The organism is Streptomyces sp. NEAU-YJ-81 (assembly GCF_017592595.1).
In the GTDB taxonomy this organism is placed as follows: Bacteria; Actinomycetota; Actinomycetes; order Streptomycetales; family Streptomycetaceae; genus Streptomyces; species Streptomyces hygroscopicus_B.
Genome location: NZ_JAGFNO010000073.1, coordinates 1 through 18,186 on the forward strand (window position 1 = coordinate 1; position 18,186 = coordinate 18,186).

The window sequence follows — 18,186 nt, forward strand, 5'->3', positions numbered from 1 at the left end:
TACCGACTCGACGCCTGGTGGACCGGAACCCCGCTGGGCACGACACGAATCTCCCACTACGAACAACTTGCCCTCAGCCACGCGGCCTGATCGACAAAAGCCCAGATCACATCGACCAACAGAGTCCTGAAGGGTGTCAATATTCCATTTAGGCTGCTGAGCTGGGCGTTTCCTGTGGGTGGTGAGGCAGCCGGGGCGACGTGGTGTGGTACTCGTTGAGCAGTCCGCCAAGTACCTGGCGACGCCTGACCGCGGCAGCGGGCAGGGGGATGACGTTCGGGTCGTCGTCGGGGGCTCGTAGGCCAAGGCTGCGGTGGGCCCGTCCCGTGTTTAGTGCTCTGCGTACTGGTTGAGGACCGTACGCAGGTGTCGTTCACCGGTGATCAGGAGTCGGTCGGTGCATTCGGCGCGGGCTGTACGTATCCATCGTTCGGCGAACGCGTTGGACCGGGGACTTTGCGGCGGAGTCGGGATGACGGCTGTGCCGTTGTCGGCGAAGACGGCGTCGAACGCGGCGGTGAACTTGCTGTCCCGGTCGCGGATGAGGAACCGGAAGCACCCAGCTCTGTCTTTGAGGTCCGTGAGCAGGTTGCGGGCGAGTTGGGTGACCCATGCGCCGGTGGGATGGGCGGTGACGCCCAGGACATGGACGTGCCGGGTCTTGATCTCCATGACGAAGAAAACGTAGAGACGTTTGAGGAAGACGGTCTCCACGTGCATGAAGTCGCAGGCGAGCAGTGTGTGGGCCTGGGCGCGGAGGAAGGAGCGCCAGGTCTGCTGGGAGGCGCGCTGCGGTGCGGGCGGTAAACCGGAGCGGCGCAGGACGCGCCGGATAGTTGCGGCGGCGACCCGATAGCCAAGCCGTCGGAGTTCGCCTTGGATCCTGACGTATCCCCAGGTCGGGTTCTCTCGCGCCAGGCGCTGGATGAGCATAACTGTCCCTTCCGGCAACGGTGGACGACCGGGGCCGACCGTTGTCTGGCGCCACTTCCAGCGCACCAGACGGCGGTGCCAGGTCAGCAGGGTGCCCGGAGTGACCAGCCGATGGCGACGTAAGACGGGTGGCAGGTGCCGTGCGAGAGCGGAGAGCACGGCACGATCAGCCCATGAGAGCCGCGGCCGCTCTACCTGCCGACGCAGCACAGCGACCTCATGCCGAAGCACGAGGATCTCGGCATTGTTCGCGGCGGTCGATCGGCCCAGCAAAAGGAAGCAGCCCAGCAGCCGACAGAAGACCAGGTACAGCAGTCGCAGACCCACGATCACTGATCATGCCCATACTTGAGCGATCGCAAAGCCCCAGGTCAACCACCGTACGGCAATAAAGACACCCTTCACGCCACGATCCGGCGCGTCCTGCGCCGCCTCGGTCTACCGCCCGCCCCGCAGCGCGCCTCCGAGCAGACCTGGCGTTCCTTCCTGCGCTCACAGGCACACACGCTGCTCGCCTGCGACTTCATGCACGTGGAGACCGTCTTCCTCAAGCGCCTCTATGTCTTCTTCGTCATGGAGATCGCCACCCGGCGCGTCCACGTCCTGGGCGTCACCGCCCGCCCGACCGGTGCATGGGTCACCCAACTCGCCCGCAACCTGCTCATGGACCTCGAGGACAGAGCCGGGCCCTTCCGGTTCCTCATCCGGGACCGGGACAGCAAGTTCACCGCGGCATTCGACGCCGTCTTCGCCGGCAATGGCACAGCCGTCATCCCGACTCCGCCGCAAAGTCCCCGGTCCAACGCGTTCGCCGAACGATGGATACGCACAGTCCGTACCGAGTGCACCGACCGACTCCTGATCACCGGTGAACGGCATCTGCGTACGGTCCTCAACCAGTACGCCGAGCACTACAACGCGGGGCGGGCCCACCGCAGCCTCGGCCTACGTGCCCCCGACGACGACCCGAACGTCATTCCTCTTCCCGCTGCCGCGGTCAGGCGCCGCCAGGTACTTGGCGGACTGCTCAACGAGTACCGCACCACGTCACCCCGGTTGCCTCATCACCCGCAGGGAACGCCCAGCTCAGCCGCCTGATCGGAATATTGACACCCTTCAACGGTCCCCACCGCCTGGTGTCTTTCGTACTGAGCTGCCTCGAGTTTCGGTCTTGGGGCCCTCCGCCGTGCTGAGTGCCATGAGATCGTCCACGAGTGGATCAGCACCCCGTCAACGTCCGGCCCGAACTGAACAAGACCCTCGCGCCGGCCCACCAGTTCAAGGAGGCCGCACCCCCAGTCCCCGGTCATCCTCACCGTCCACGAGCTCAAGCGCCTCGCCCGCAACGTGGCCGACAGACCCTGTTCGACTGCGCCTTCTCCTTGGGCCCCGGCCGAAAGTCGGCGTGAGCGCCGGGCAGGGTGTCAGGCGAGGGCGGTGACGACGCGGGAGGGGCTCGGGCGGCCGAGGTGATGGGCCATCCACCGGCTGGTGGCCGCCAGCGCGTTCAGGTCGACCCCGGTGTGGATGTCGAGTCCGCGCAACATCCACACTAGGTCCTCGGTGGCGAGGTTGCCGGTGGCGCTGCGGGCGTAGGGGCAGCCTCCGATGCCGCCGGCCGAGCTGTCGAACTCGGTGACACCCGCCGTCAGCGCGGCATGCACATTGGCGAGGGCCTGGCCGTAGGTGTCGTGGAAGTGAAGGGCGGTCCGGTCCAGGGGGATGCCCGCCCCCCGTACGGTGTCGAGGAGTTCCAGGACGTGGCCGGGGGTGCCGGTGCCGATCGTGTCTCCCAGCGACAGGGACGTGCAGCCCATGTCGAGGAGCCTGCGGGCGACCGAGGCGACCTCACGGGGCTCCACATCGCCCTCCCAGGGGTCGCCGAAGCACATCGACACATAGCCGCGCACCGGCAGACCCGCGGAGCGGGCCCGGGACACGACGGGTTCGAACATCGCCAGCACCCCCTTGATGTCCCGGGCCAGGTTGTTCTCCGCGAAGGACTCCGTCGCGCTGGCGAAGACGGCGATCTCCCGGGCACCGGCGGCCAGTGCCCTCTCCAGACCCCGGTCGTTGGGAACGAGCACCGGGAGGCGGATGCCATTGAGGGGGCCCACGGCGGTGAGCACCTCGTGTGCGTCGTCGAGTTGGGGTATCCACCGGGGGGAGACGAAGCTGGTGACCTCAATGGTGGTCAGACCCGCCTCGACGAGCCGCCGGACGAACTCGGCCTTGACGGGGGTGGGGACGCGTACGGCTTCGGCCTGGAGGCCGTCGCGGGGGCCGACCTCGTAGATGCGGACCTGTTCGGGCATGCCCTGCTGGGGGGCGACGCGGGGCAGTGCTTCGGTGGACGAGGTGGTCTCGGATGTCATGGCGTCCTCGTCAGGCGGTGGGAAGGGCGAAGGGTGCGGTCACGCGGAACGGCTCGGCGCCGGACGTCTGGCAACGGTGGACCGGAGGGCGATGTTCCTGTGTGGATCCGTCATACGGGGGGCTTGCCGACACTCCGGCGGGAGGGAAAGTCGGGCGGACGGCGTTCGGCGAACGCGGCCAGTCCCTCATGGGCGTCCGGGGAGGTGAACGCCCGCTGCCCGTACCGCGCCTCACAGTGGAATGCCTGGTCCTGCGGGAGGTCCCCGAGGCGCAGCACCGACTCCTTGATCGTTTCCAGGGCGGTGCCGCTGCGGGCGGTGAGCCGGTGCGCCCGGTCCATCGCCGCCTCGAGCAACCGGTCGGCCGGCACCACGGCGTTGAGCAGGCCGTACCGCAGGGCGGTGGCCGCGGTGATCCGGTCGCCGAGCAGCATCAGCTCCATGGCCCAGACGTAGGGGATCTGCCGGGTCAGCCGCGTCAGGGTGCCGCCGGCCGGGACGACTCCGACACCGCTCTCGGGGAGCCCGAACTCGGCCGTTTCGGCGGCGATCCGCAGGTCCGTGGAGAGCATGATCTCGAACCCGCCACCGAGGCAGAGCCCGTTGACCGCCGCGATGACCGGCTTGAACAAGGTGGTGTGTTTCTGGTGGGCACCGTCCCATCGGGAGATGTCGAACCGCCCCTCGGCGAGCGCGGGGATCGATTCGGTGAGATCGGCGCCGACGCAGAAGGCGCGGTGCCCCGCGCCCGTGAGGACCGCGACGCCGATCGACTCGTCGTCGCGGACCTCTTCGAAGGCCGCTCCCAGCTCCTCGTACATCGCCAGGGTCAGTGAGTTCAGTTTCTCCGGCCGGTCGAACCGGATCACCGCTACCGGTCCGTCACGGTCGAGGGTGATGCCGCTCATCTCAGACCACCCCCGACTCGCGCAGGGCGCGGATGTGTTCCTCGGAGAGGTCCGCGAAGGCGCGCAGCAGTTGGTCGGTGTGTTCGCCGACCCGGGGCGCCAGTCCCCGGGGCCGGGCCGGGGTGACGTCGAGTTTGACCGGTGTGCCGACCATGCGCAGTGGACCGAAGTCCGGGTACTCGACGTCGACGACCATGTCCCGGGCCTGGATCTGGGGATCCGCGATGACCTCCCCGATGTCCTTGATGGCGCTCAGCGGTACGAGGTCGCCGGCGAGTTCCTCCAGTTCGAGCTTGGCGCGATCGGCGAACCACCTGTGCAGCAGCGGCCGCACCCGGCGCTCGTAGACCTCCGGGGTGAACCGCTTGGCCATCGTGTCGATCTCCGGGTCGGCCGCCAGTTCGGGTTCGCCGAACATCTCGCACGTCAACCGCCAGAACTTGTCGGTGTAGCCACCGAAGAAGACGAAGCCGTCCCTGCACGGATAGAGCTCATAGGGTTTGACGAACGGATGCTCATTGCCGAGCGGAGCCGGCACCTTGCCCTCGACGGTGTGCGACACGACCGCGTTCTCGGTCAGGCTGAGCACCGAGTCCTGCTGGGAGATGTCCACCAACTGCCCTTCACCGGTGCGCTCGGCGTGCCGCAGCGCGGCGAGCGTGCCGATCACGGCGTAGAGCGTGGCAGACAGGTCGCCGATGATGGTGCCGACCCGGACCGGAGGGCGGTCGGGGAAGCCGTTCATCGACCACAGACCGCCCGTGGCCTGCGCGCTGTTGTCGTACGCGGGCTTGCGCCGGTACGGGCCGGTCTGGCCGTAGCCGGAGATCGCGGTGTAGACCAGCCGCGGATTGACCTTCCGCAGCTCGCGGTAGCCGACGCCCAGCTTGTCCATGGTCCCGCCACGGAAGTTCTCGACCAGGACGTCCGCGCGGCTGACGAGCGTGCGCAGCAGGTCCTTGCCCTCGGGCCGGGACAGGTCCAGGGTCATGCCGAGCTTGTTCCGGTTGTACTGGGCGAAGAACGCGCTGAACGCCTCGCCCTCGGGCGATGTCAGCAGGGGGGGAAACTCGCGCGCATAGTCCGGGTCCTTCGGATTCTCGATCTTGATGACCGTCGCTCCGAGATCCGCGAGCATCATCGAGCAGAACGGCCCGGCGACCACCCGAGTGATGTCGAGGACCACGACCCCGCGCAGCGCCCCGTGTGCGGGACCGCCCGGCAGGACGGCAGCGAGGTCGAACCCGGTGTTGAACTCCGTCACGCGACCACACCTCCTTCTTCGAATACCGCTGTGGAATCAGCGGGTGGTGGCGGCTTCGACCCGGATGCGTGCGTCGAGCAGGGTGCCGCAGCGCGGGCTGTAGAACTCATCGAGGAGCACCCGCTGCCCGTCGCCCCGGGGGCGTACCCGGACGCCGTACTCGCCCAGCCGGTCGGCGGCCACCCGCGTGGTGACGATGGCGTCCTGCCGCCAGTCGTCCTTGGTGCTGATGAGGGCGCCGCTGGCCGGGCAGTACCAGCCGTCCGCGGCACGGCGGGGCGCGGATGCCCCGGCGGCGGCGTCGGCGGCGACCGGCGCGGTCGGCTCCCCGCCGATCCGGGCGGCACGCATCGCCTCGCGTGTGCGCGCGGTCGCGGCGGCGTCCACGGCACCGTCGGCGAGCACCACCCCGTAGACGGCGGATGCCGTGTGGTCGGTGATGTACGCGTCCCGGACGTCCTCGGCGACGCGCCGCGGGTCACGCAGGAGCGGGTCTCCGTACCCGCCGCCACCGGCGATCCACTGGACGAAGACATCGCCGGCCGAGACCCGCACCGAGGACTGGTTGATGGCCAGCAGGTCCCGCGTGTCGCAGTCGAGGCTGTCGTCGGTGGGCACCGTGCCCGCGGCGAGCAGGCCGGCGACATTGGACCGGCGCAGGATCTCGTGCCCGCTGCCCCCGCCGGGAAGCCCGCCACCGTATCCGTCGGCGACCACCTGGGCGCTGGGGGCGAACACGGTCTGCGTGGCGGAGGGCGCACCGTGCAGGGCCCAGGCGAACTCCAGTCCCAGACCGCCGCGGTGGGCCCCGTGCCCGGCGCTGGCGAGGTTGAGCCGCTTCCACAAGTAGAGGACGGGATAGAGCATCTCGTTCATCTCGACGTCCGGGAGCATGTTGTTGACCTGCGTCATCATCCCGGCGCAGTCCAGACCGTCGGTGTCCGGCTGGGCTCCCGCCCCCATTCCACCGCCATCCATGTTGAACAGCACGAAGTACTCGCCGTCGTCCGAGGTGCCGGCCGAGATGCCGCCGGTCCACGAGTCGGCCCACACACCCTGGGTGCGGCCACGGACGGTCTCGTCCGCGCTGCCCCGGCAGGCGTCGTTCATCAGCTTGGTGACCAGCCGGCTGACGCGGGCGCCGGTCGTCAGGTGTCCGTTGCTGATCGGGGCCGGGGGAGTGGGGTTGACGATGGAGCCCGGCTCGGCGATGACCTCGAAGGCGGTCATGACGCCCTCGTTGAACGGCACGTCCCAGGCGAGGATGGGCACGACCGCCGTGGCGACGCTTCCGACGAGGGCTCCGTAGCTACAGTTGACGAAGCCGTCGGTCTGCTCGCTGGATCCGGTGAAGTCGAACGTGATCTGCTCGCCCCGCTTGGTCATGGCGCAGGCGACACGGTACAGCTCGTCGGCATGGCCGTTGTGCTCGGTCCACTCCTCGGCCGTGTACGTTCCGTCGGGGATCTTCGCGACACGGTCACGGACCACCTGCTCCGCCAGCTCGAAGCTGAGCCGCGTGTACTCGCGGAAGTCGTCGAGCCCGAATTCCCCGATCGTGGCGAGAAGCTGCTGGATCCCGGTGTTGTTGCTGGCCACCAGGGAGCGCACATCGTTCCAGAACAGCGTGGGCACCCGGACGTTGTTGAGCAGGATGCGTCGCACCCATTCGACGGGCTCGCCCTTGTCGAAGATCTTCACTCCCGGCGGGAGCCGGAGCGCCTCGCTGTAGCAGTCATAGGCCCCGGGGGCGAAGCCGCCCGGTGTCATACCGCCGACGTCGACGAGGTGGGCCTGCGACTGCGCCCACCCGATCAGCTCGTCACCGTGGAAGATCGGCGAGATCACATTGGTGTCCGGCGGGTGGCTCGCGCCGGCGGTGTGCGGATCGTTGCAGATGAAGGCGTCGCCGGGGGCGAGTGGCTCACCGGCGATCTCCCGGACCAGATTCTGGACGGCGACGCTGCCGGAGCCGATGTGGAACTGGACGTAGTCGGAGTAGGCGTAGATGCGGCCGGTCGGGTCGAACAGCGCGGTGTTGAAGTCGCCGGCCTCGGTGATCACCGGCGAGCCGGACGAGCGGATCATCGCGATGCCCATCTCCTCGACGATGGAGTCCAGACGCATACGGATGACCTCGAGCGTGACGGGGTCGAACCCGGCGGGAAGGCGGCCGGTGGCGGATTCGGTCATGTGGGTCTCCTGGATCGGGCCGTGGCGTTCAGACGGACGGCTGGAGCCGGATGAGGAAGTGGCCGGCGTCGGTCAGCTCCACCGTGGCTCCGGTGGGCACATAGACGGTGGTGTCGGGCTCCTCCAGCAGGCACGGCCCCTTCGCCCGCGCCAGCGCGGCGAAGCCGCGGTGCACATCCACCTCAATCCGAGCCCCGGTCACCGGTTCGAGGATGGTGCGGCGCAGCAGGGTATGGCACTCCCCGTCGGTCTCCACGATCTGCCGGACCTGCTGGACGTCACTGCGGCCGACCGCGCGCACCCGGGAGTTGACCAGGAGGATGTCGGTCTCGGTCCAGGCCGTCCCGGCCCCGAACTCGGTCTCGTAGTCGGCGATGAACCGCGCGCGCAGTTCGTCCTTGTCCGCCTCGGTGAAGGTCCCGCCCTTCAGCCGTGTGGTGACCTCGAAGATCTGGCCGACGAACTTCATATCGGCCTCGCGGTGGAGCTCCCGCCGGTCCTCGGGGATGCCCTCGCCGTCGAACCACGCCCGCGCGCGCCGCTCCAGGGCCTGGAACTCGCGGTCCAGGTCGGCGGCCGGCTGCCGCATCGTCCAGGGGCTGGTCCGCACGGCGGAGAAGACGGAATCGGCGTGCATGAGCCCGTAGGCCGAGAACACCGCCGCGTTTCGGGGGATGACGAGTTCGCTCACACCGATCTCGGCGGCGATGCTCGCGGCGAACAGGCCGCAGGCGCCGCCGAAACCGACGAGGGTGAACTCCCGCGGGTCGTGGCCGCGGTTGACGGTGATCTTACGCAGCGCGTTCGCCATCTGGGAGGTGGCGAGGCGGTACACCCCCTCGGCCGCGGCGTCCTCGGCCACTCCGAGGGGCTCCGCGACATGTGCGCGCAGCGCTTCGCGGGCCAGGTCCTCGTACAGCTCGACTGTCCCGCCGAGGTAGTAGCCGGGGTTGATCAGGCCGAGCACAAGCGCGGCGTCGGTGACCGCCGGGCGGGTTCCGCCCCTGCCGTAGCAGGCGGGACCGGGAGTGGAGCCAGTGCTGTGCGGACCGACCCGGAGCAGCCCACGGCCGTCCACCCAGGCGGCGCTGCCGCCGCCGGCGCCGATCGTCTCGATGTCGACGACGGTCAAACTCGTCGGCAGACCGCCGATCTCGGCCCGCGGGAGCAGCCGGAACTCACCATCCATGATCGCGGCGGCATCCAGGCTGGTGCCACCCATGTCGGCGGTCAGCACCCGGCGCCTGCCCAACTGCTGCCCGAGCAGGCGGGCGCCGGTGACGCCGCCGACCGGCCCGGAGTTGAACATGGAGATCGGCGCCTTGCTGGTTTCCTCGACCGACAGGAACCCGCCGTGGACCTGCATGATCTGCACACGAGTACGCAGGCCGCGGGCGCGCAGCTCCTCGGCGAGGTGGTCGAAGTGGGAGGCGACGAGCGGTTTGACCGCGGCGTCGAGCGCCGTGGTGACCATGCGCTCGTACTCACGGTAGACCGGTGTCAGGCCGCTGGAGAGGGTGAACGGGACGTCCGGGTGGTTCTCCCGCAGATACCGGCCGATGGCCTGCTCATGGGCGGGGTTGCGGAACGACCACAGCAGGCATACGGCGATGGCCTCCGCGCCCGTGGCGAGCGCGGAGTCCACCGCGGCGGCGATGGCCTCCTGCCGCAGCGGCACCAGGACCTCGCCGTGGGCATCGACGCGTTCGGCGACCTCGATGACGTGGCCGCGCTCGACGATGCCGGGCGGTGGCAGCATCTTGTGCGGGTCGCGCTCGTCGGTCCGCGCCGACCGGGCGATCCGCATCGTGTCGCGGAACCCCTGCGTCGTGAGGAGCGCCACCGTGGCGTACTTCTGCTCGTCGACCGCGTTGGTGACGATCGTGTTGCCGAGCACGAACCGGTCGACGGCCGGGTAGAACTCCTCCTCGGACATGCCGGCGCGCTCCTGGAGCACGGCCAGCGCGCCCAGGATGCCGGTGGTGACATCCTTCGTCGAGAACGCCTTGCCGCGGACCGCGCGGCCGTCGAGGACCGCGACCGCGTCGGTGAATGTGCCACCGACGTCGATACCAACCTGTAGTGCCATGTCTCAGCGTCTCCCTTGGCTCGGATACGTGCGGGCGGTGAGGCGAGGCATCAGCCCTCGCCGCGCAGCTCGGCGAGGACTTTTTCGGCATGGTCGGCGCGCACGGCCCGGTCGGTGATCAGCCGGGCGACCACGAGCGGCAGTTCCTCGGGGGTGGCGCCGGCGGTGACGGCGACGTTGCGGGCGTGCAGCGACATGTGGCCGCGCTGGATGCCCTCGGTCGCCAGGGCCCGGACCGCGGCGAGATTCTGCGCCAGGCCGACGGCGGTGATGACTTCGCCCAGCTCGCGGGCCGTCGTGACGCCGAGCAGGGCCACGGCGGCCTGTGCGACCGGGTGCACCTTGGTGGCCCCGCCGACCAGGCCGACCGCCATCGGCAGCTCCAGCGCGCCGACCAGGTTGCCGTCGGAGTCCTTCTCGAAGTGCGACAGGGACGTGTACCCACGGTACCGGCCGGTCGCATGCGAGTGGGCGCCGGCTTCGACGGCGCGGGTGTCATTGCCGGTGGCCAGCACGACCGCGATGACGCCGTTCATGATCCCCTTGTTGTGGGTGGCGGCGCGGTACGGGTCCGCCTCGGCCAGGGCCGCGGCGTGCACGATGTCGTCGACCACCTCAGGCCCTCCGAGCGCCTCGGCGTCGAACACGGCACGCGCCCGGCACAGCCGCAGGTCGGCCTTGTTGCTGAGGATCCGCAGCAGCGTGCGTCCCCGGGCGATCTCTCCGACCCGCCCGGCGATCGCCTCGGCCATGGTGTTGACGGCGTTGGCGCCCATCGCGTCGCGTACGTCCACGATCAGGTGCAGCACCACATAGGTGTGCCCGGGAGCGTCGACCAGATGTACATCCACGTCCCGGACGCCGCCGCCGAACCGGAGGAGCTGAGGGTCCTGTGCGTCGGCCAGCGTGATGAGCTCCTCGCGCGCTTCGAGCAGCCGTAGCCGGGCGGTGTGCGGATCGGCGACATCGAGGACCTGGAGCTGCGCCCGCATGAGCGGTTCCGTGGTCGAGGTGGTGAATCCGCCGGTGACGCGGGCGATACGGGCGGCGTTACTGGCCGCGGCGATCACCGACGGCTCCTCGGTGGCCATGGGGATCAGATAGTCGCGGCCGTTGACGGTGAAATTGGTGGCCACACCCAGCGGGACGCCGAGGACACCTATGGCGTTCTCGACCATGTGGTCGGCCTGCTCGAGGGTGAGGCCGCGCTCGGGATCGAGAACCTCCAGGCTCTCCGGCTCGACCGCGGCACCGCGCGCGATACGGGCGCGGCGCTCACTGATCGACAGGTCCTTCACGCCGGAAAGCCTGCTGTTGACTGCCATGGATCCTCCTGCTTTCGGTGACGAGCTCAAGGGGAGACAGGCCCCGCGGCGGGCGAGCGGCGACGTGGCTCCCGGGGCATGACGGCCAGGACGCCGCCGGGTGCCGCAAGCCGTCCGTTTCAACACCCGGTCGGCGACCGGCGGCCGGGCAGCTCCCGCGGCTGTCTTCGCTGAGCGGGAAGCGGAATCAGCAGCTCGGCACGGACGGCCGTGCCCTGCGAGTCCCGCTGGACCCGACAGGTTGTGGCGTAGGCGTGGACCAGGCCCAGCCCCCGCCCGTCCACCATCTGGTCGGGCGTCCCCGTGCCAGGGCACCGTTCCCGCCAGGTGCCGGCGTCCCTGACTTCGACGGAGGCCGCGGAGTCGTCGACCGTCAGCAGCAGGCTCACCTCGGGGCTTCCGCTGTGCAGCACGCTGTTGGTGACCAGTTCCGTGGCGATCACGCGCAGTGCGTCGACGGTCTCCTCGGGCGCCCCCCACCGTGTCGCCACGTCGCGGGTGAAGGCCCGCAGAGCGGGAACCGCCCGGGGCTCCACGCCCATGGAGCACATGGCGGACCGCTGCCGGGACGCGGCCCCGCCGCATCGGCGACGGTGGGTGGGCTGGATTAGCTGTTCATCGATCACGATCATGTCCTGCGGTGAAGAGTCCGTCGTCACGCCGGAGAGTCGCACTACGGTCGAGGTGGGCATCGGGCCCTGCGTTGTGGCACTGTGACCAGCAGATCTTCAGTGGATGACGCCGCTGTCACACCTCAGACTTTAGATACGCGGTGTAACAGCGCCCATGTACCATCAGTACACGGTGCAAAGTTTTTAATGGGTGATTCACACAGGGTGGACAGGGTGGTGGACATGGGAGCGCCCCGGGACACCGAGCGGGCGGCACCACGGGCCGACATCCCGGTGACCGCTGTCCTGACCCTGCTCGATCTCGCCGCGAAAGGACCCCCGGACGAGCCCGACGCCGTGACCGACCTGCTGCTCACCGAGCATCTCGACACCGCCACGGCCACCCAGGTGGGCCGCCGGGTTCGCGAGCTCCAGGGCGCGATGGCCCGGTCGCACCGGCGCGGACAGGAACTGGCCGCTCTGTTCTCCAGCGCACGGGAACTCGCCGAACTGCACGATGTGGATCTGCTGATCACCCGGCTGGTACGGCGCGCCCATGACCTGGCCGGGACCGATGTCACCTATCTGTCCGAGTTCGACGAGACCACCCATGAGCTGAGGGTCCGCTCCACCGCGGGAGCGGTCGCCCCGTCCTTCCAGAAGCTGAGGGTGCCGCCCCATATCGGTCTGGCCAGCAAGATCGTCGAGTCCCGCGCCCCGCAGTGGACCTCACGCTACGAACAGCTGCGCAACGTGCCCCATGACGACAGCATCGACAACGCCGTCCGCGCCGAGGGCCTCGTCTCCATCGCCGGCGTCCCGCTGATCGCCGGCGGCAGGGTCCTGGGAGTGCTGTTCGCCGCCAATCGCACCGAGCACACCTTCTCCCCGGAAGAGGTCTCACTGTTGTCGGCCTTCGCCGACAACGTCGCCGTCGTACTGCAATCGGCCCGTCTGCTCACCCAGGCCCGGGACGCGGCCGCCGAGACGCAGCGCGCCTATGACGCGCTGGCCGACCACGTCGAGGCGATGGAACGCGCCAGCCGGGTGCACGAGGAGCTGACCGCCGCGGTTCTGAGCGGAGGCGGTGCCGCGGACGTCGCGCGGACTCTGGAAGCGGCACTGGAGCGGCCCGTGGTCATCCTCGACGAGACCTACGCCGTGCTCGCCGCATCGGACGACCGGAGCACCGCCTCGGTGATCGACCCGCCCGCCGTCCGGGCGGCCATCACCGGCAGCCTGCGCTCCGGGCGCTGCACTCCGCTGGACCCGCCGACCGGCGAGTTTCACACCGCGGTCGCCGTGCTCGCCGGAGAGATGATGCTCGGCGGCCTGCTGATCGGCGACGGCACGGTCGAACTCGGCGCGGTGGAGCAGCGGACCATCGAGCGCGCCGCACAGATCACCGCGCTCCTCACTCTGAAACAGGACGCGGTCCCCCACGCCGAGGACCATGTGCGCGGTGAGCTTCTCGGTGACCTCGTCAGTCCCGACGCCCGGCGGCGCGCGAGCCTGCCCGCCCGGCTGCGCGCCCGCAGACTGCGCCCGGAGGACCTGCGGACCGTCGTCATCACCGTGGTGGCACCCGAACAGCGCCGCACCGCGCTGCGGGCCACCCAGGCCGTGGCCGCGCCGTCCGGCCTGGCGGGCGAAGTGGACGGCGTCGTCACACTCGTCGTGCCGGAGAGCGATCCGCAGCGCGCGGCGACCGCCGTCCGCGACCGCCTGTGTGCCGCGACGGGGGTCGGCGCGGTGCTGACCGTGGCCGCGCCCCCTGCGGAGAGCCTCGACGAACTGAGCGCGCGTTTCACGACGGCCCGGGATTGCAGCCGGGTGCTGACCGCCCTCGGCATCGAGGCGGCCGCGGTCGCGGCCGACGCCTACCTGCCGTACACGACGCTGTTCGCCCACGACCCCACCAGCGTGCGGCAGTTCATCGATCGCACCATCGGCCCCGTCCGGCGCTGGGACGCCGAACGGGGGACCGATCTGCTCGCCACCCTCCACCGCTTCGTGGACTGCAACGCCAGCCCCGCCCGCACCGCGCGACTGATGGGCGTGCACAGCAACACCGTGCTGCAGCGGCTCGACAGGATCACCCAACTGCTCGGCGACACATGGCGGGACCCGGAGTCGTTCTTCCGCGTCTCGGTGGCGGTCCGCCTGCGCACCCTGTCGGAAGCCCTTCGGAGCTCCTCACACCCACTCCGGCGTCCCTGACAGGAGCGGAACCGGCGGGCAGCTGCCAGACCCCGCCCCAGATGTCGTGCTTCCCGTCCCGGCTCGTGGCCGGCTGGAACCTGTGCTCGCCGGTCTTCGGATCCACGGTGTGGCGCAGCCGCAGCCACCTGGTGTCGGCCGTGCGCGTGCCGAGAATGTCATCCGCCCTGGTGGGAGGCATGCACCCGGACTAGCGGTCGTCGGCTCCGTCGATCGAGTCGGCGCTCTCGCGTAGCGGGTGGTCCACGCGTCATTTCGCTGGTTCCAGATCAACGTCCGGTCCAGGAGCTCGCGGCGGCAGGTCTGTATCCACCTTTCCGCGATCGAGTTCATTCTTGGGATCTGGATGCCGCTGAGGACGACGTCGATCCCCGCGTCCTTGAGGGCGGCATCGAAGAGGTCGGGGAACTTCCCGTTCCGGTCCCGGATCATGAATCGTGCCCGGCAGCCGAGGTCTTCGAGGTCCATGACGAGGTTCTTCGCCGCTTGCGCTACCCAGGAGGCGATCGGATGCGTCGTGGCGCCCAGGACGCGGATCCGGCGACTGCCGTGTTCGATCACCACGAGCACGTACATCCGTACCCCCGACAGGGTGACTGTTTCCATGAGGTCGCAGGCCAGCAAGGCATCAGCCTGGGAGCGCAGAAAACTGGCCCAGGTACTGGAGTTCCGCTCGGGCGCAGGATCGATGCCGGCCTCCTTCAGGATTTCCCAGACGGTGGACGCGCCCACCTTCACCCCCAGCACGAGCAGCTCGCCGTGCAGGCGCCGGTAGCCCCAGCTCGGGTTCTCCTTCGCCAGGCGCAGCACCAGGAAGCGGATGGAGCGCACGGTGCGCGGTCTTCCCGGGCGTTTGGGGCGGCAGGAGGCGGCATGGCGGCGTTTGACGAGGTTGCGGTGCCAACGCAGTACCGTGTCGGGGCGTACGAGCAGCCGTAATCTTCCCAGGACGTGCGGTGGCAACCGGTGCAACAGCGCAGCCAGGAACGCCCGATCGCTCGGCGTGAACCGGATCTTGTCCTTGCCAAGTTGGCGTTCCAGCACGGTGATCTGGTGGCGCAGGGCGAGGATCTCCGCGTGCTTGTCCCGATCGGCCATCGGCAGCAGGCGAAGCATCGCGAACGCGTTCGTCACCCCCAGGTAAGCCAGTCGCAGCAGCACGATCGATCATCATGACGCGCTGACGGCAACTGCGCGAGAGCGCGAGCTCGAGCGACCGCGGCCAGATTTCGGGAAACCCGAAGGACCGCCCCCACCAGGGCGGATGAGGTTTCCGGCAAGGGCAGTGTCCGGGCCAGGCTGCGGCTCGGGGCTCAAGGCCCGGGTGGGTGGGGCGAGGGGTTCCCAGACGGAGTCGGAGGTGTAGGCGAAGGCTGCGTCGGTGAGCCAGCCGAGGGCGTCCAGGTGATGGTCGCGGGCCAGGCGCAGGCCCTGGCGCAGGCACGCGACGAGGAGGGTCCGGCCGGGGAGGAGGGCGCCGGCGTCTTGCCACTGCCGACCGAGGGCGGTCAGAGCGCGTTCGGCGGCTCGGTGCCAGTCGGCGGGGGTCCAGTGGTCCTCGGTGTGGTCATCAGCCCGTAGCGCGGTGCGGATGGCGTCGTGGAGGTGGTAGGGCCAGATCGCGTGCGGATCTTCGGTGATCATCGGACGCTCGACTAACCTGCGTGCCGCCGCCTGGTGGGCCAGGCCCGCCGCTTGGGTGGCCAGGTCCAGATCGAAGGCGTCCAGCAGGCTGGCGCTGCGCAGGACATGGCGCTCGTCGGCGGTGAGGTCGGACAGGGTGCGGGCGATGAGGGCGGGGAAGGTGTGGTCGAAGTCGGCGGGGGTGGGGGTGCGGCCGGTGCGGCGGATCTCCAGGAAGCGGGCGACGGCCAGATCCAGGTGGAGCGGCAGGCCGTGCGAGCGCTGGGTGATGACCGCGCGCGTCTCGGGGCCGATCAGCGGCTGGTCGTCCTGGGTGAGGCGGTGGGCGAGGTAGGTGTCGCAGTCGGTCTCGGAGAAGTCCCCGATCAGGTACTGGCGGGCACCGCCCTGCCCGGTGGCCCGGGCCGGCCGCCCGGGGTGCGGGGCCAGGCCGGGCCAGGCGGCGGGGCCGGTGTAGTCGAGCTGGCCCTGGAGGGCATCGTCGGCCCACTGAAGACGGTTGCGGCCGCTGATGACGAAGAAGCAGTTCGGCATGAGCCATACCAGGCGTTGCAGGAGCCGCTCGGCGTCACGGTGTCGGTCGCCGGTGTCCTCGAAGGTGTCCAGCAGGATCACCGGCGTGACTGCCTTGTCGGCCGGGAGCTGGGCGAGCTCCCACGCCAGCAGATGCGGGTAGAAGGACAGGGCATCCAGGTCGGGTTCGGCCTCCAGCAGGTCGGCCAGCCGCGCGCACCCGGCGAGTGCGCGGACGGTCTGCCGGCGCTCCCGCAGCGCCCGCACCAGGGAGCCGGTCACCTGGCCGACCGCGGACCCGACGGTGCCGGGCAGGAGCAGGGCCTGGGCGACGTCGGACAGCGCGGACTGCATCTGCTGCGGCATCGCCCGGCCGAACCGGGAGGCCGGCCCGCCGCGGCGCAGATACTCCTCGACCGGCTCGCCGGGGTGCTGGTGTTCCCAGTACCGGCGCAGCGCGATGTCGAAGGCGGGCAGGGGGCGGCCGAGTCCGGCGAGCGCGGCCCGGATGGTGAGGACGATTCTCTTGAAGTCGGTGCCGGCGGAGCGGGCGAGGTCGATGCGTACGGGCCAGATTCGCTCGCCGGACCAGGTCGGGGCGCCCCACTGGGCGGGCCGGTGCCCGGCGTCGGCGAGCGCGGCCTCCAGCTTGCGCGACAGCGCAGGCCTGCACCGTCCCGGCGCCCTCCTCATCGCCACCCGCGCCGGCACCCGCAGGGTCCACGTCCCCGACCACGGTCTGGTCACCATCGACATGGGACGCCCCCGCCTCTCCGGAGCCGGCGGCATAGAGGTCACCGCGGCGGGCCGTACCTGGCCAGCCGTCCACGTCGACATGGGCAACCCCCACGCCGTCGTCTTCCTCGAGGACACCGCCCTCGCCGGAGACCTGCGCATCGCCCCCACCGTGACGCCCGCCGCCGCATACCCGCACGGAGCCACCGTCAATTTCGTCGCCGCGCGCGGCCCCACCACCTCCAGCTGCGGGTCCACGAACGCGGCGTCGGCGAGACCCGCGCCTGCGGCACCGGAGCCTGCGCCGCCGTCGCGGCCGCCCGCGCCCACCAACCATCCCCGTCCCTGGCCGTCGACTACACCGCCGACCTGCCCGGCGGGCGCCTCCACATCGTCGTACGCCCCAGCGGAGCCAATAGACCTCACCGGCCCCGCAGTCATCACCGCCCAGGGCACCGTCCGCCTCACCCAGCCCAGCGACTCCAGGCTCCCGGCGAGAGCCCGCACATGGGCACAGCGAGGGGCTGGAGAATCCGAGACTGGCCCGTTCAGGGGGAGCCGTGCCGAACACGCCCAAGGCTGAGGCCGATCCTCCGTGGTCCGCGCTGGTCGAGCCGGAGGAAGCCGCGCGGAGTTCGTGGGATTCCTCGCTGTATGTCACCAGGCTGGTGGACTGCGGCCTGGAGTGGGACGCCATCGTCATCGCGCCGCTGCAGCGCGGCCTGGCCGCGCTCACCCGCCTCAGTCTCCCAATCGACCGCGGCTATCCCGTCCTGGCCGACTACGTCCGCCAGGAGCTCATCGTCCACGTGCCCGCCGGCACCGCACGCCGGTGCACCGCTCACGGCACCCGCTCCCTGACGACGGGCTCGTGGCTGCTCATGCCGACAGGCCAGCGTGGGTCCATCTCCGCCACGTGGCTCAGCACCCCGCACCCCACCCGGCCCCGTTTCGTTGACCCCGGCGAGCTGTCCGACGCACTACGGCACATCGACCAGACCGGCTCCGCCTGAGAAAGCAGCCTGCTGCCTCCCCCGTAGCGGCAGGCGATCAGAAGCCCCGGCAGGCCACGGTCTGCCGGGGCTTCTTCCCACGGGGGACGGCTATGGGGACTGACTGCGCACGGCCAGAGGGCCGCGGTGAGTCTTCTTGCCCTGGCTCTGCCTGAGCTCCTCGGCAGCCTCGCATCGCCGACATCCTCGGAGCCCTCAGCAGCAGTCCCGGGGTCGCGAAGAACTCCCGTAGCCGGGCAGCGACGTCGGCGTTGAAGCAGCGCAAGTGACGGTAGCCGATGTCGTCTGCCACGAGAACGTCAGTGGTACTGCCAGGAAGTGTCAGTGGATTGCTTCGATCGTGAACGCGCCGTGCGTGTGGGA

General features: G+C 69.9%; 12 protein-coding genes and 2 pseudogenes. 4 read left to right on the plus strand and 10 right to left on the minus strand.

What is annotated here, in order from left to right; all coding sequences use genetic code 11:
• Positions 1 to 148 precede the first annotated feature (148 nt).
• Positions 149 to 1,206 (minus strand): annotated as a pseudogene (locus J5X86_RS49045) (integrase core domain-containing protein).
• Between the two features lie 75 nt (positions 1,207 to 1,281).
• On the opposite strand from J5X86_RS49045, the gene J5X86_RS49050 reads away from it, so the two are divergent.
• Positions 1,282 to 2,031 (plus strand): integrase core domain-containing protein, encoded by a 750-nt coding sequence (locus J5X86_RS49050; RefSeq protein ID WP_243983310.1) that lies wholly within the window; start codon positions 1,282 to 1,284, stop codon positions 2,029 to 2,031.
• Positions 2,032 to 2,357: 326 nt separating this feature from the next.
• On the opposite strand, the gene J5X86_RS49055 is transcribed toward J5X86_RS49050, so the two are convergent.
• The 7 genes from J5X86_RS49055 to J5X86_RS49085 all read right to left on the minus strand — a co-directional run bounded on the left by J5X86_RS49055 (position 2,358) and on the right by J5X86_RS49085 (position 11,746).
• On the minus strand, positions 2,358 to 3,308 hold the full coding sequence (locus J5X86_RS49055; protein ID WP_208523070.1) for a hydroxymethylglutaryl-CoA lyase: 951 nt from the start codon (positions 3,306 to 3,308) through the stop codon (positions 2,358 to 2,360).
• A 110-nt stretch (positions 3,309 to 3,418) separates the two neighbouring features.
• Positions 3,419 to 4,216 carry an enoyl-CoA hydratase/isomerase family protein gene (locus tag J5X86_RS49060; RefSeq protein WP_208523071.1) on the minus strand — a complete coding sequence of 266 codons (798 nt, stop codon included), beginning with the start codon at positions 4,214 to 4,216 and terminating at the stop codon, positions 3,419 to 3,421.
• A 1-nt stretch (position 4,217) separates the two neighbouring features.
• Complete coding sequence (locus tag J5X86_RS49065) at positions 4,218 to 5,480, minus strand: CaiB/BaiF CoA-transferase family protein (RefSeq protein WP_208523072.1); 1,263 nt, start codon at positions 5,478 to 5,480, stop codon at positions 4,218 to 4,220.
• 36 nt (positions 5,481 to 5,516) lie between these two features.
• On the minus strand, positions 5,517 to 7,673 hold the full coding sequence (locus J5X86_RS49070; protein ID WP_208523073.1) for a hydantoinase B/oxoprolinase family protein: 2,157 nt from the start codon (positions 7,671 to 7,673) through the stop codon (positions 5,517 to 5,519).
• A 28-nt stretch (positions 7,674 to 7,701) separates the two neighbouring features.
• Positions 7,702 to 9,762, minus strand: a complete 2,061-nt coding sequence (locus J5X86_RS49075; RefSeq protein ID WP_208523074.1) for a hydantoinase/oxoprolinase family protein — start codon at positions 9,760 to 9,762, stop codon at positions 7,702 to 7,704.
• A gap of 50 nt (positions 9,763 to 9,812) precedes the next feature.
• Positions 9,813 to 11,087 (minus strand): hydroxymethylglutaryl-CoA reductase, degradative, encoded by a 1,275-nt coding sequence (locus J5X86_RS49080; protein ID WP_208523075.1) that lies wholly within the window; start codon positions 11,085 to 11,087, stop codon positions 9,813 to 9,815.
• 119 nt (positions 11,088 to 11,206) lie between these two features.
• A complete protein-coding gene (locus J5X86_RS49085; protein ID WP_208523076.1) occupies positions 11,207 to 11,746 on the minus strand; it encodes an ATP-binding protein in 540 nt (179 codons plus the stop codon).
• Between the two features lie 195 nt (positions 11,747 to 11,941).
• Here J5X86_RS49085 and J5X86_RS49090 point away from each other — a divergent pair, with 195 nt between their 5' ends.
• Positions 11,942 to 13,918 carry a helix-turn-helix domain-containing protein gene (locus J5X86_RS49090; protein ID WP_208523077.1) on the plus strand — a complete coding sequence of 659 codons (1,977 nt, stop codon included), beginning with the start codon at positions 11,942 to 11,944 and terminating at the stop codon, positions 13,916 to 13,918.
• Here the strand turns inward: J5X86_RS49090 and J5X86_RS49095 are convergent.
• Positions 13,895 to 15,079, minus strand: coding sequence for an integrase (locus tag J5X86_RS49095; RefSeq protein ID WP_308124984.1), 1,185 nt, complete (start codon positions 15,077 to 15,079; stop codon positions 13,895 to 13,897). The genes J5X86_RS49090 and J5X86_RS49095 overlap by 24 nt on opposite strands.
• A gap of 9 nt (positions 15,080 to 15,088) precedes the next feature.
• The gene (locus J5X86_RS49100) at positions 15,089 to 16,768 is read right to left on the minus strand and encodes a hypothetical protein (RefSeq protein ID WP_308124985.1); all 1,680 of its coding nucleotides are present in this window, start codon (positions 16,766 to 16,768) and stop codon (positions 15,089 to 15,091) included.
• Here J5X86_RS49100 and J5X86_RS53175 point away from each other — a divergent pair.
• Positions 16,694 to 17,161: pseudogene (locus J5X86_RS53175) on the plus strand (hypothetical protein); the annotation flags it as partial. The gene J5X86_RS49100 and the pseudogene J5X86_RS53175 sit on opposite strands and share 75 nt — an antisense overlap.
• 209 nt (positions 17,162 to 17,370) lie before the next feature.
• Positions 17,371 to 17,823, plus strand: coding sequence for a hypothetical protein (locus J5X86_RS51760; RefSeq protein ID WP_243983311.1), 453 nt, complete (start codon positions 17,371 to 17,373; stop codon positions 17,821 to 17,823).
• The last annotated feature ends 363 nt before the right edge of the window (positions 17,824 to 18,186 follow it).